This window comes from Erwinia sorbitola, from assembly GCF_009738185.1.
GTDB lineage: Bacteria > Pseudomonadota > Gammaproteobacteria > Enterobacterales > Enterobacteriaceae > Erwinia > Erwinia sorbitola.
The window spans coordinates 1,543,412-1,557,669 of record NZ_CP046509.1 but is presented as its reverse complement, the minus strand read 5'-3'; the positions used below and the strand labels follow the sequence as shown (position 1 = coordinate 1,557,669).

General features: G+C 52.4%; 12 protein-coding genes. 6 read left to right on the top strand and 6 right to left on the bottom strand.

Features of this window, described 5'->3' with window-relative positions; genetic code table 11:
* Nucleotides 1–36: 36 nt before the first annotated feature.
* The 6 genes from metG to sanA all read left to right on the top strand — a co-directional run bounded on the left by metG (nucleotide 37) and on the right by sanA (nucleotide 6,983).
* Complete coding sequence (gene metG / locus GN242_RS06925) at nucleotides 37–2,118, top strand: methionine--tRNA ligase (protein ID WP_255476754.1); 2,082 nt, start codon at nucleotides 37–39, stop codon at nucleotides 2,116–2,118.
* Between the two features lie 72 nt (nucleotides 2,119–2,190).
* A complete protein-coding gene (locus tag GN242_RS06920) occupies nucleotides 2,191–2,586 on the top strand; it encodes a CidA/LrgA family protein (protein WP_154751702.1) in 396 nt (131 codons plus the stop codon).
* The gene (locus GN242_RS06915) at nucleotides 2,579–3,271 is read left to right on the top strand and encodes a CidB/LrgB family autolysis modulator (RefSeq protein ID WP_154751703.1); all 693 of its coding nucleotides are present in this window, start codon (nucleotides 2,579–2,581) and stop codon (nucleotides 3,269–3,271) included. Before GN242_RS06920 ends, GN242_RS06915 begins: the two co-directional genes overlap by 8 nt.
* Before the next feature lie 126 nt (nucleotides 3,272–3,397).
* The gene (cdd, locus tag GN242_RS06910; protein WP_156287113.1) at nucleotides 3,398–4,288 is read left to right on the top strand and encodes a cytidine deaminase; all 891 of its coding nucleotides are present in this window, start codon (nucleotides 3,398–3,400) and stop codon (nucleotides 4,286–4,288) included.
* 127 nt (nucleotides 4,289–4,415) lie between these two features.
* Nucleotides 4,416–6,113, top strand: a complete 1,698-nt coding sequence (locus GN242_RS06905) for an NAD-dependent malic enzyme (protein WP_154751705.1) — start codon at nucleotides 4,416–4,418, stop codon at nucleotides 6,111–6,113.
* Nucleotides 6,114–6,269: 156 nt separating this feature from the next.
* Nucleotides 6,270–6,983, top strand: coding sequence for an outer membrane permeability protein SanA (gene sanA, locus GN242_RS06900; protein ID WP_154751706.1), 714 nt, complete (start codon nucleotides 6,270–6,272; stop codon nucleotides 6,981–6,983).
* A gap of 67 nt (nucleotides 6,984–7,050) precedes the next feature.
* Here sanA and mglC read toward each other — a convergent pair whose 3' ends face one another.
* The 6 genes from mglC to folE form a co-directional block, all read right to left on the bottom strand.
* Nucleotides 7,051–8,061: a galactose/methyl galactoside ABC transporter permease MglC gene (gene mglC / locus GN242_RS06895; protein ID WP_154751707.1), complete on the bottom strand. Its 1,011-nt coding sequence runs from the start codon at nucleotides 8,059–8,061 to the stop codon at nucleotides 7,051–7,053.
* A 19-nt stretch (nucleotides 8,062–8,080) separates the two neighbouring features.
* Nucleotides 8,081–9,601, bottom strand: coding sequence for a galactose/methyl galactoside ABC transporter ATP-binding protein MglA (gene mglA / locus GN242_RS06890; protein WP_154751708.1), 1,521 nt, complete (start codon nucleotides 9,599–9,601; stop codon nucleotides 8,081–8,083).
* Between the two features lie 137 nt (nucleotides 9,602–9,738).
* Complete coding sequence (gene mglB, locus GN242_RS06885) at nucleotides 9,739–10,734, bottom strand: galactose/glucose ABC transporter substrate-binding protein MglB (protein ID WP_154751709.1); 996 nt, start codon at nucleotides 10,732–10,734, stop codon at nucleotides 9,739–9,741.
* A gap of 317 nt (nucleotides 10,735–11,051) precedes the next feature.
* Nucleotides 11,052–12,092 (bottom strand): HTH-type transcriptional regulator GalS, encoded by a 1,041-nt coding sequence (gene galS, locus GN242_RS06880; RefSeq protein WP_156287112.1) that lies wholly within the window; start codon nucleotides 12,090–12,092, stop codon nucleotides 11,052–11,054.
* A 134-nt stretch (nucleotides 12,093–12,226) separates the two neighbouring features.
* The gene (gene yeiB, locus GN242_RS06875) at nucleotides 12,227–13,405 is read right to left on the bottom strand and encodes a DUF418 domain-containing protein YeiB (protein WP_156287111.1); all 1,179 of its coding nucleotides are present in this window, start codon (nucleotides 13,403–13,405) and stop codon (nucleotides 12,227–12,229) included.
* A gap of 50 nt (nucleotides 13,406–13,455) precedes the next feature.
* Nucleotides 13,456–14,121, bottom strand: coding sequence for a GTP cyclohydrolase I FolE (gene folE, locus GN242_RS06870; protein ID WP_154751712.1), 666 nt, complete (start codon nucleotides 14,119–14,121; stop codon nucleotides 13,456–13,458).
* Nucleotides 14,122–14,258 lie beyond the last annotated feature (137 nt).

Sequence of the window (14,258 nt, the reverse complement as noted above, 5' to 3'; positions counted from 1 at the left end):
TGTGAGTTGAACCCCTTGTTTACGCAGGGTCAGCCAATCGGTTACCATCTAAAGCCCTTTTTTAACAGGTATGAGCTAAGTCTCGCTATGACTCAAGTCGCAAAAAAAATTTTGGTAACGTGCGCACTGCCGTACGCTAACGGTTCCATTCATCTCGGCCACATGCTCGAGCATATCCAGGCAGATATTTGGGTTCGTTACCAACGAATGCGCGGCAACCAGGTTTACTTCATCTGTGCCGATGACGCACACGGCACCCCGATCATGCTGAAAGCACAGCAGATGGGCATCGCGCCGGAGCAGATGATTGCTGATATGAGTCAGGAACATCAGACCGATTTTGCCGGTTTTGATATCAGCTATGACAACTATCACTCGACGCACAGCGAAGAGAACCGCGAGCTGTCGGAGCTGATCTATACCCGTCTGAAAGAGAACGGTTTTATCAAGAACCGCACTATCTCTCAGCTTTACGACCCGGAAAAAGGCATGTTCCTGCCCGATCGCTTCGTTAAAGGCACCTGCCCGAAATGTAAGGCACCGGATCAGTATGGCGATAACTGCGAAGTCTGTTCAGCTACTTACAGCCCAACTGAACTGATTAATCCTAAGTCAGTGGTCTCTGGCGCTACGCCTGTCATGCGTGATTCCGAGCACTTCTTCTTTGATCTGCCGGAATTCAGCGCCATGTTGCAGGCCTGGACGCGCTCAGGTGCGCTGCAGGAGCAGGTGGCGAACAAAATGCAAGAGTGGTTCGAATCCGGCTTGCAGCAGTGGGATATCTCACGCGATGCACCATATTTCGGCTTTGAAATTCCTGGTGCCCCGGGTAAATATTTCTACGTCTGGCTGGATGCACCAATCGGCTATATGGGCTCGTTTAAGAACCTGTGCGACAAACGTGGTGATATCGACTTTGACGCCTTCTGGCAGAAAGATTCCGATGCCGATCTTTATCACTTTATCGGCAAAGATATTGTCTACTTCCACAGCCTGTTCTGGCCGGCGATGCTGGAAGGCAGCAACTTCCGTAAGCCAACTAACCTGTTTGTACATGGTTATGTCACGGTTAACGGTGCGAAAATGTCTAAGTCGCGCGGCACCTTTATCAAGGCCAGCACCTGGCTGCAACATCTGGACGCCGACAGCCTGCGTTACTACTACGCGGCGAAACTCTCTTCGCGTATCGACGATATCGACCTGAATCTGGAAGATTTCGTGCAGCGTGTTAATGCCGACATCGTTAATAAAGTGGTTAACCTGGCCTCGCGTAACGCTGGTTTTATCACTAAACGCTTTAACGGTCAGCTTTCTGCTGAACTGGCAGACCCGGCGCTGTATAAGACCTTTACTGATGCATCTGCCAGCATTGGTGAAGCCTGGGCAAGCCGTGAGTTCAGCCGTGCGGTGCGCGAGATTATGGCACTGGCCGACGTCGCCAACCGCTATGTTGACGAGCAGGCACCGTGGGTGGTGGCGAAGCAGGAAGGCCGTGACGCCGAGCTGCAGGCCATCTGCTCAATGGGTATCAATATGTTCCGCGTACTGATGACCTGGCTGAAGCCGGTACTGCCGTCGCTGACCGCCCGTACTGAAGCCTTCCTCAATCAGGAACTGAGCTGGGATGGCATTCAGCAGCCGCTGCTTAACCACAGTATTTCGCCATTTAAAGCACTATATGGTCGAATTGAGATGGATAAAGTTAACGGCCTGATTGAAGCTTCGAAAGAAGATGCGGCGGCGGCGAAAGCGCCCGCTACTGGCCCACTGGCTGACGATCCGATTCAGGACACCATCAGTTTTGACGATTTCGCCAAAATCGATATGCGTATTGCGCTGATCGAAAATGCGGAGTTTGTTGAGGGTTCCGACAAGCTGCTGCGTCTTTCGCTCGATCTTGGTGGTGAAAAACGTCAGGTGTTCTCAGGCATCCGTGCAGCCTACGCCGATCCGGCGGTGCTGGTAGGCCGCCTGACGGTAATGGTGGCAAACCTTGCCCCACGTAAAATGCGTTTTGGTATTTCAGAAGGCATGGTGATGGCGGCAGGCCCTGGTGGGAAAGATATCTTCCTGCTTAGTCCGGATAGCGGTGCGCAGCCGGGCCAGCAGGTTAAGTAAACTCGCGTAGGGGTCAGACATCTCTGACCCGGGCGGGGACTCCCCCGCCCCTACGTTTTATGGGATCTATCCATGCGCAACGCTCTCCTCATTGTCTGGCAATACCTTCGTGCCTTCGTCATTATTTATCTCTGTCTCTATGCCGGGCGCGGCGTGTCTGCCCTTCTTCCTGTCTCCATTCCCGGCAGTATCCTGGGAATGCTGGCACTGTTTCTCCTGCTCTCATTACGCATCATGCCCGTTGACTGGGTTAAACCGGGCTGTAGTGTGCTGATCCGTTATATGGCGCTGCTGTTTGTGCCGATAAGCGTAGGCGTGATGAACGATGTGGATATTCTCACCGCTCAGTTTGGGCCGATTGTCATCTCCTGCGTGGTCAGTACCCTGATTGTTCTGGTCACTATCGGGCTGCTGTCGCAACACCTTAATAACCGCCATAACCGCCGCACTGGAGTTGAAGATGAGTGATATCTGGTGGTCACTGCCGCTTACCGTGCTGGTATTCCTTGCCGCACGCTGGCTGGCGACGAAAGTTAAACTGTCGATTTTCAACCCGCTGCTGATTGCCATCGTGGTGATCATTCCCATACTGCTGCTGCTGCAAATGCCCTACGCCCGCTACTTCCAGGGCAGCGCCCTGCTTAATGAACTGCTGCAACCGGCGGTGGTGGCGCTGGCCGTGCCGCTGTATGAGCAGCTTCACCAGATTCGCTCGCGCTGGAAGTCGATAATCAGCGTCTGTTTTATCGGGAGCATCACGGCGATGATTTCCGGTACCGCTATTGCGCTATGGCTGGGTGCCACGCCGGAAATTGCCGCCACTTTGCTGCCAAAGTCAGTCACCACGCCGATAGCGATGGCCATATCCGGTACGCTTGGCGGCATCCCGGCCATCAGCGCCATCTGTGTACTGCTGGCAGGTGTACTGGGTGCCGTATTCGGGCATATGCTGCTCAACCTGCTGCGCGTACGCAGTAAATCTGCCCGCGGGCTGGCAATTGGTAACGCATCACATGCCCTCGGTACTGCCCGCGCTGCTGAGGTCGATTATCAGGAAGGCGCGTTCAGCTCGCTGGCGCTGGTGCTGTGCGGGATTATCACCTCGTTAATGGCACCCTTTATATTTCCATTACTGATGGCTCTCTGGGGTTAAAAGTTGCGATAAGTCTCGCATTTTGCTAATCAATTTCATTTATTACATTGATAGCGAGATTTAGATCACATATAACTGGCTGCCGGCCCACTAACATGGGTTGTATCAAGCGAAAGAGGCTCCATCATGCACCCACGTTATTCACTGGCATTTGCCACGCTGCCCACCCTGTTACAGAGCGCCATTCAGCCGATTTTGGCCGCTGACGATTTCGCCGGATTTATTACGGCACCACAGGCCAGCAAAATAAAAAAACATTGCGGATTGACTGACAGCGAGCTGGCATTTGCTCTGCTGCCGCTGGCGGCGGCCTGTGCTGTCGCGCCCCTGTCTGATTTTAAAGTGGGCGCCATCGCCCGCGGCAAAAGCGGAACGCTGTGGTTTGGTGCCAATATGGAGTTTACCGGTACCACGATGCAGCAGACTGTCCACGCGGAACAGAGCGCGGTCACCCATGCCTGGCTCCGGGGCGAGCAGGCACTGGAATGCATCACCGTTAACTACACGCCATGCGGCCACTGCCGACAGTTTATGAATGAGCTGAACAGCGGCAGCGAGTTAACCATTGAGCTGCCAGGCCGTACAGCGGCCACGCTCGGTGATTATCTGCCGGACTCTTTCGGGCCACGCGATCTGGCGATCAGCACCCTGCTGATGGACGATATCGATCACGGTTTCACCCTCTCCGGCGATGCGCTGGAGCAGGCCGCCATCGCCGCTGCCAGCCACAGCCACGCCCCCTACAGTAAAGCGTGGAGTGGCGTAGCGCTGCAAACTACCCAGGGGGCTATTTTTGCCGGGCGCTATGCGGAAAACGCCGCATTTAATCCGAGCCTGCCTCCGCTTCAGGGCGCACTGAATCTGCTCAGTCTTAGTGGATTCAGCCTGAATGATATCCAGCGCGCCGTGCTGGCCGAAGCTCCGGATGCCACGCTGAGTCAGCAAAGTGCCACCTCAGCCACGCTGGCAGCCCTTGGATGTAACCGTTTCACCACGGTTTCTCTGATTAAAGCGTAACAAAGTCTTTGTAGTTAGAGAAAGATCGCAGCTTTTGTTATTGCGTGTTAACAAAAGCTGTACTTTCAGATGAATTATTTTAGGATTGGCCCCACGACCCCCGCTCCTAAAATAGAGTATGAATTGCATGGAACTCGAATACGAAAGTAAACGACCGCTTTACATCCCTTATGCTGGCCCGATTTTGCTGGAATTCCCCCTTCTGAATAAAGGTAGTGCCTTCTCCATTGAAGAACGTAACGACTTCAATCTGAATGGCCTGTTGCCTGAAACTGTCGAAACTATTGAAGAGCAGGCAACACGCGCGTGGCGACAGTTCCAGGACTTCAAAAACAATAACGATAAACACGTCTATCTGCGCAATATTCAGGACACCAACGAAACCCTGTTCTATCGGCTGCTCGACAATCATCTGGAAGAGATGATGCCGATTATCTACACCCCAACGGTGGGTGCCGCCTGTGAGCACTTCTCTGAGATCTATCGTCGCGCTCGCGGCCTGTTTATCTCTTACCCTAATCGCGCCAACATCGAAGATATGTTGCAGAACGCCACCAAGCAGAATGTAAAGGTGATCGTGGTCACCGACGGTGAGCGTATTCTTGGCCTGGGCGACCAGGGCATCGGCGGTATGGGGATCCCCATTGGTAAACTGTCGCTCTACACCGCCTGCGGCGGTATCAGCCCGGCCTATACCCTGCCGGTAGTGCTGGATGTTGGTACCAATAACCAGCAGTTGCTAAATGACCCGCTCTATATGGGCTGGCGTCATCCGCGCATAACCGGCGAAGAGTACAACAGCTTCGTGAATGATTTTATCCACGCGGTGAAGAGTCGCTGGCCAAATGTGCTGTTGCAGTTTGAGGATTTTGCCCAGAAAAATGCGATGCCATTGCTGGAGCGCTACCGCGATGAAGTTTGCTGCTTTAACGATGATATTCAGGGCACTGCGGCGGTAACGCTGGGTACGCTGATTGCTGCCAGTCGCGCGGCAGGCAGCAAGCTGTGTGAACAGAAAGTGGTATTCCTCGGTGCCGGCTCCGCTGGCTGCGGTATCGCCGAGCAGATAATTGCGCAGATGAAATCAGAAGGTCTCAGCGATGAAGAAGCCCGTGGCCGCGTGTTTATGGTTGACCGCTTCGGCCTGCTGACCGATAAGCTGCCAAACCTGCTGAACTTCCAGAGCAAACTGGTGCAGAAAAGTGAGAGTCTGACCAGCTGGGACAGCAGCAGCGACTCACTGTCACTGCTGGATGTAGTGCGTAATGTCCAGCCAAATATTATGATTGGTGTATCCGGCCAGCCGGGTCTGTTCAGCGAAGAGATCGTGCGTGAAATGCATAAACATTGTGCCCGCCCAATCATCATGCCGCTGTCAAACCCAACTTCACGCGTGGAAGCAACTCCGCAGGATATTATGGCGTGGACTGACGGTAACGCACTGGTTGCTACCGGCAGCCCGTTCTCTCCGGTGACCTGGAAAGATAAAACCTACCCTATTGCCCAGTGTAATAACTCCTATATCTTCCCGGGCATTGGCCTTGGCGTTATTGCGTCTGGCGCTACCCGCGTGACGGACAGCATGCTGATGGCTGCCAGCCGGGCGCTGGCTGATTGCTCACCGCTGGTTAACGATGGTGCAGGCCCGGTACTGCCTGAAGTGCAGGATATTCAGGGCGTATCCAAACTGATCGCCATGGCGGTAGGTAAAGCGGCACAGCTGTCTGGCGTCGCGGTTGTGACCTCAGAAGATGTGCTGTCAAAAGCCATCGCGGCCAATTTCTGGCTGCCGCAGTATCGTAATTATCGTCGTACATCTATCTGAGAACGGCCGATCCCCCTTCCTGCCTGGCGTTATCGTGCTTCAGGAAGGGGATTTTTGACTGAAAAACCCCCATCCGGCGCTGTGCGACTTGCTTCACCTCCCCGCCTCAAGTAGCCTTGAATCCACTCTCCACTGCCAACCCGAGCCACGTTCAGCATGTTGAAACGCCTGATTTATGGTCTGATTATCATCATCACCCTGGTGGTTCTGACCGCGCTGGGCCTCGATCGCTGGATGAGCTGGAAAACTGCCCCCTACGTTTATGACGATATGAAAGCACTGCCACATCGCCAGGTTGGTGTGGTGCTGGGTACCGCCAAGTATTACCGTACCGGGGTGATCAATCAGTATTACCTTTATCGTATTCAGGGCGCGATTAATGCTTACAACAGCGGCAAGGTGAACTATCTGCTGTTAAGCGGTGACAATGCGCTGCAAAGTTATAACGAGCCGATGACCATGCGCCGTGACCTGATTGCCGCAGGCGTGCAGCCCGCCGATATTGTGCTGGATTACGCCGGTTTCCGTACCCTTGATTCGATTGTGCGCACCCGCAAGGTATTTGATACCAACGACTTTATTATTATCACCCAGCGTTTCCACTGTGAACGTGCGCTGTTTATTGCGCTGCATATGGGGATTCAGGCGCAGTGTTATGCGGTGCCTTCGCCGAAGAATATGTGGAGTGTGCGCATGCGCGAAGTGGGCGCCCGTCTTGGAGCGCTGGCTGATCTGTATCTGATGAAGCGTGAACCGCGCTTCCTTGGGCCCCTGGTGCCCATCCCCGCCCGGCATGAAGTGCCTGAGGATGCCCAGAGTTACCCGGCGGTGACACCGGAGCAGCTGCTGGATATACAGCGTAAGAAATAGTAAGGGCGAGGTATACCTCGCCCTTTTTAAGATCGGGCGTACCCCGACCTCTGCGTATTCTGAAAAATTACTTCTTACGTGCGTACTTCAGGGAATCCAGCGCTACCGCAAAGATGATAATGCCGCCCTTGATGATGTACTGCCAGTAAGGGTTAACGCCGATATAAGTCAGGCCGTAGTTGATAACCGTAAAGATAATCACCCCGGTCACCACGCCTGCTACCGTACCCACACCGCCCGCAAACGACACCCCGCCGACCACACAGGCGGCAATCGCATCCAGTTCATACATAAAGCCGAGGTTGTTGGTAGCAGAACCGATACGGCCCGCTTCCAGCATCCCGCCAAAGGCATAGAACACACCGGACAGGGCATAAACCAGGATCAGGTTGAACGGAACGTTAACGCCTGACACTCTCGCCGCTTCCGGGTTACCACCGATGGCGAAAATATTTTTACCGAAGCGCGTTTTATTCCACAAGATCCACACCACGAAGATGGCGATAATCGCGTAGAAAGTAATGTACGAGAGTTTGAAATCACCCAGACGCAGGAAGCCCTGAGCAAAGGTGGAGAACTTCTCGTCAAAGCCAGCGACCGGAGAAGCGCCTACATAGTCGTAATACAGTGAGTTAACGCCGTAAACGATGATCATCGTACCCAGCGTGGTGATAAACGGTGTCACCTTCAGGTAAGCAATAATCAGGCCGTTGACCAGACCAATTACCGCGCCAATTGCACAGACAATAGCGATCACCACGGCGATTGGCAGAGTATCCAGGTGCGGAAACACCTTATTGGCATTATCCATCGCCTGTAACAGCGTCGCGGCGACAACCGCCGCCAGCCCCACCTGACGACCTGCTGAGAGGTCAGTACCCTGAGTCACAATCAGACCGGCAACACCCAGCGCAATAATCACACGTACAGACGATTGCGTAAGAATATTACTCAGGTTCATTAAACTTAAGAACGTTGGATCCTGGATAATAATGATGGCCAGTAATACCAGCAGCACCACATAAATCCCACCTTCTTTCAGCCAGGTGAGCAAACTTTTTTTATTCACTGCTTTCATAGTAACAGCCCTTACATCATTAAAGGTGCAACGATGCCAAACGCAATATTTCGTTTTGCGTGGTAGTCTTCGTTTCGACAATGCCTGCGGCCAGGCCATTACTCATTACCAGGATACGATCGGTAATGCCCAATAACTCTGGCATTTCAGAAGAGATAATAATAATGCCCTTACCTTTCTTCGCCAGTTCTGAAATCAACTGATAGATTTCAAATTTCGCCCCAACGTCAATACCACGAGTCGGTTCGTCGAGCATCAATATTTCCGGCTGGGTTAATAACCAGCGCCCAATAATAACCTTCTGCTGGTTACCGCCTGATAATGAGCCAATCGACGTATGGTGCCCCGGTGTTTTTACCCGCATTGAATCAATGACCCACTGCGTATCACTTTTCATCCGGGTATTATCCAGCAGGCCAATGCTGTTTTTATATTTGCTGATATTTGAAATCAGCGAGTTAAAACCAATATCAAGATAAGCGTAGATCCCGGTAGAACGGCGTTCTTCGGTCACCAGCGCAAAACCATGATTAATGGCTTCATTGGCACTGTGGTTATTAATTGTTTTACCGTGCAGCTTGATTGTTCCGCCCGACTTCTCGCGAATACCAAACAGCGTCTCAACGATATCTGTACGCTTCGCCCCCACCAGGCCTGCAATGCCAAGGATTTCGCCCTTGCGCAGATCAAAGGAGATATCACGAATCGACGGTTGACGCAGAGAGGTCAGGTTACGTACTTCAAGGATAGTTTCACCCGGCACGTTGGTTTTATCCGGGAAACGCTGATTCAGCGATCGCCCGACCATCATAGCGATGATCTTATCCATATCCAGCCCTTCCAGCGGCTGAGTAGCGATCCACTGACCGTCGCGCAGGATAGTAATCTCATCACACAGTTGGAAAATCTCTTCCATCTTATGTGAGATATAGATAATGCCGCAGCCGCGATCCTTCAGCTTACGAATAATCGTAAACAGATGGTTCACTTCTTTTTCCGTCAATGATGAGGTTGGCTCATCCATAATGACGATTTTCGCGTTGTAGGAAAACGCTTTAGCAATTTCGATCATCTGCATTTGCGAAACAGACAACGAAATAACTTTATCCCGTGGATCAATATCAATATCAAGCTCGTCGAAAATCGCTTTAGTATCGCGATACATTTTATCCTGATCGACGAAAAAGCCCTTCTTAGGATAACGACCAAGCCACATGTTATCCATTACGGTACGTTGCAGAACCAGGTTTAATTCCTGATGCACCATCGACACGCCATTTTCCAGCGCCTCTTTAGAGCTCTTGTAATTAATTTCCTCGCCCTGAAAAAGAATGCTCCCTGTATCTTTACTGTAAATACCAAAAAGGCATTTTAAAAGTGTTGACTTACCGGCACCATTCTCGCCCATTAAGGCGTGAATTGAGTGTGGACGGACTTTTAAATTTACATTATCGAGCGCTTTAACCCCGGGGAATGACTTACTGACGTCAGTCATCTCCAGTAGAAATTCGCGCTGTGTTTGCACGTTATCGCTGCCCATATATCTACCCGGCTGAAAGAGTATCTACCCTTCATTCTTCAAGCGACAGATGCGTTGGACGCAGCTTGAATTATTACAGGTATTAATTAACATCTTAAAACGGGTGCTTAATATACGCACCCGTTATCAGATAGAACTTATTTAGGCAGATCTGCCAGGTTGTCTTTGTCTACCGGTACATAGGCAACGCGAACCACTTTGCCATCCAGTTTGTAGTCTGTGCCTTCAGTGGCAGGTTTACCCGCCGCCAGGTTGATTGCCATATCAATGGTCGCTTTCGCCTGGTTTTTCGCATCGTTCAGCACGGTACCGGCCATTGCGCCCGATTTAACCATCGCCAGCGCTTCTGGCAGGGCATCCACACCAAATACCGGTACAGATGACTTGTTATGCGCTTTCAGTGCTTCCACTGCGCCCATTGCCATTGCATCGTTGTTAGCGATAACCACTTCAATTTTGTTGCCGTTCGGACCAGATAACCACGCATCCATCTTATCTTTCGCCTGTGCGGTATCCCACATAGCGGTATCCAGATGCAGCTGCTGGGTTTTCACACCATCTTTATTCAGCGTGTCGATCACGTATTTAGTACGGGCTTCCGCATCCGGGTGACCTGGTTCGCCTTTCAGCAGCACGAACTGAATCTGACCATCTTTATTCAGATCCCAGTTAGCATTGGCTTTCCAGTGTTTCTCAATCAGCTCGCCCTGCTTAACGCCAGACTCTTTAGAGTCAGTACCGACGTAGTAAGCTTTGTCGTAGCTGGCCAGCGCTTTTGCCGTTGGCTCTTTGTTGAAGAACACCACAGGAATGTCGTTAGCTTTTGCTTTGCTGATCACTACCGCAGCAGCGGCCGGGTCAACCAGGTTAATTGCCAGGGCTTTAACACCTTTGGCAACCAGTACGTCTACCTGGTCGTTCTGAGTAGACTGGCTGTTCTGCGAGTCATTCATTAACAGCTGAATACCCGGGTTGCTCTTGGCTTCTTTCTCAATATCCTTGCGCACTACCGACATAAAGTTGTCGTCATACTTATAAATTGTTACACCAATACGGGTATCTGCTGCCTGAGCAGTTGCGCCAAACAGCATGCTGGCAACCAGGGCGCTGAGAGTGAAAACCTTCTTATTCATGGTATCTCCGGTTTTTGTAGGGTAGTACTCAACGCCGCGTGCTCTTCAGTGAGGAAGCACGGGGCGATCAGTTTATTAACGGTGACGCAAAATGTTAAATCTATGATCAGCGGCACCGATGATAGCTAACATCAAACCCGACTTCCCTGTACGGAACGCTTCCTGAATGCTGTGTGTGAAACTGTTTCGCAGGGAGGGCAAAAGGCCGTGATAAGGGGCCGTTGCGCCGTTACATAATGTTTCAAACCCTGCATACGCTGCCATCATAGAGAAGGCGTTGTTAATTAACTGTGAATTTACTCACAGATTGGAAACGGTTACATCTGAGATTCGCCTGAGTTAGTGACGGCCGCCACATTTTGTCGCATTGCCACCGAATGGCGTCTGACCAGAGTCGGCATAAAGCAGTGCCTGGCGCTGCTGTCCAGTTCCCCGGCGGCTCCTTTTAGTGCCAGTTCAGTGGCCAGTTTTGCCATAGAAACAATCGGGTAACGCACGGTACTCAACTGCGGATCGGTATAGCGCGAAATAGGAATATCATCGAAGCCCACCACTGAGAGCTGCTGTGGCACTGCAATACCGTTATCTTTCAACGCTGCCAGCGCGCCGGCCGCCATGCTGTCGTTATAGGCAAATACCGCAGTAAGATGCAGGTTGCGGCCGAGCAGTTCCACCATCGCTGCTTCGCCCCCCTGTAAATCAGGTTCACCACTGGCACACCAGCTTTCAACCGGAGTAATCCCCTGCTCGCTTAACGCCTGCGCCCACCCTTCACGACGCTGGTCGTTATCTTCAATCGGATGGACAGAACCCAGGTAACCGATACGCTGATGGCCGTGCTGTTGCAGCATACGCATCGCCATTAGCGCCCCGCTGACATTGTCGAGGCAGACACAGCGATGGGCAAAACCCGGCACAATACGGTTGACCAGCACCATCCCCGGCACTTGCTGCATCAGCCCGGCCAGCTCCTGATCTGATAACGCTTTTGCATGAACAATCAGGGCGTTACAGCGCTGACGAATCAGCACTTCAATCGCATGGCGCTCTTTATCCGCCTGATGATAGGAGTTGTTGATTAACACATGTTTTTGCAGGCGCTGGGCCACGGTGTCTACCGCTTTTACCAGCGCACCAAAGAAGGGATCGGACACGTCCATTACCACCACACCGATGGTATCGCTGACCTGAGTCGCCAGCGCCTGCGCATTCGCATTCGGGCGATAGCCGAGGCGTGCAACCGTTTTCAGCACCGTCTCGCGGGTCTCTTCGGTCACTGCGGCACTGTTATTCAGTACCCGCGAGACCGTAGCAACAGACACACCTGCCTCACGAGCGACATCACGTATGGTAATCATAGGGGATTACCACCGAAGTATAATTTTTGCATAGCCCTTCCTACCCAGACGCATTCTGGCGTCTATTCTGTCAGGCGGAAGCGGCGTGCTACGTGAATTCCGTCACAGGCTTGAAAACGGTTACATACAATTTTTTAACCTTTGTGATGAACATCATCTTCCGCTGGTTTTTTACCCTGAGACGATATTCCGGCGCTGGTGAGCTGACGCCATAACCATTCAACCGGTCCCTGAGGGTAAATGCGTAACCAGTAGTGGGAAAACAGCAGGTTAACCACCCAGACCAGCGGCACAATCAGCAGTAATTGCAAGCGGTCGAGCTGATTAAATAACGCAAAGTGATTGAACAGCGTGGTGCAAATCAGAGTCTGTAACAGATAGTTTGAGAGCGCCATGCGGCCAACGGCGCTCACCGTTTGGGTGAGGCGAAAACGCTGTAGCTGAGGCCACCAGCCAAAGCAGAGCGCGGCATAGCCCAGCGCCTGTAGCGGCGCACTGATTTCACGCGGCACCTGGAGGAAGAATCCCGCCCAGCGGAACTCCCATTTGACGTGCCATTGTAACGCGACAGAGACCATCTCAATCAGCATGCCAAGGCTCACCAGCAGCAGGCCGCTACGGCGATAGTGTTGCAGGCTCCAGGTACCACGCAGCCAGCCGCTGCGCATCAGTGCTGCTCCCAGCATCATCAGACCTGCCAGCTGCCAGCCATACTGCGCCGCCAGCGCCATAAGTGCCGAACCAAGCATATCCAGACGGTTGAACATCGCCTCCCAGCCGCCGTGAGTGCGCCAGAAGGTCTCATACTGCACCTCAGCCGCCCCTGGCAGCCACGAACTGTTCGGATTCGGCCCGGAGGCCATTCCCAGCACGACCAGCACTGCGCTACCGATGAGATACAGCATCACCCCGGTATTGAACAGCTGCCGGGTGCCGGACACATCGCGGATCATGCGCCAGGCCACCAGCCCGGTGAGACCGTAGGCCAGCAAAATATCCCCTTCCCAGAGCAGCAACGCATGCAGAAAACCGAAAATCACCAGCCATGAGAGACGTGACTGTATCCAGCGTTTACCGCGCGGCAACAGCAATTGCAGCCCGGCACCAAACAGGATAGCAAAGAGGGTAAGAAATTTAGCCTGAGCGAAAAGATCCATCGCCGCCCACACCAGAAAATCACTGAGTGAGGGCAGCCCTTGCCAGGCAGGATTAAGATAGGCCGCCTTCGGCAGGCCAAAAGCAGTGATATTCAGCAGGAGAATGCCGAGGATCGCCAGACCCCGAATAAAATCGAGCGGGAGAATACGGGACATTGAGGCATTCCTGTAGGGGCCAGGCAGTATGCCTGACCCTGCAAAATCTATCAGCGATGACGTACCGAGCGCAGAAACTCCTGGCGCGTATTCTGGCTGGACTTAAACAGCCCGCCAAGCGAGGTGGTAGTGGTGGCGCTGGTAGCATCGCGAATGCCACGCGCTTTCACACAGTAGTGCACCGCATCAATAGAGACGGCAACATTGCTGGTACCCAGCAGCGTTTGCAGTGCGACGAGAATCTGCTGAGTTAAGCGCTCCTGCACCTGCGGACGCGAGGAGAAGAACTGCACAATACGGTTGATCTTCGACAGGCCAATCACCTTCTCTTTCGGGATATAGGCCACGGTCGCCTGACCGTCGATAATCACAAAGTGATGCTCGCAGGTACTGGTCAGGGTGATATCGCGTACTGTCACCATTTCATCAACCTTCATCTTATTTTCAATGACGGTAATTTTTGGGAAGTTTGCGTAATCCAGGCCGGAAAAGACCTCATTAACATACATTTTTGCAATACGCTGCGGCGTCTCAGCCAGACTGTCATCTTCCAGATCCAGATTGAGCAGCTGCATGATTTCGGTCATATGGCCCGCAATTAGCTTTTTACGGGTGTCATCGTCCATATCACGCACGGGTGAACGCAGCGGGGTTTCCAGGCCACGAGCAACCAGCGCCTCATGAACCAGTGTGGCTTCCTGACTTAACGTCGCCATGTGTTTCTTTTCTCCAGCAGGTGTCTGACCAAAATCCAATCCCCAATGGATTTTATAATAAAGGGGATTTCTGAGACGCTATTTTGAAACACAATCGGTGTCCGATCCAGTGAATCAATTTAAATGTCGATGAAACA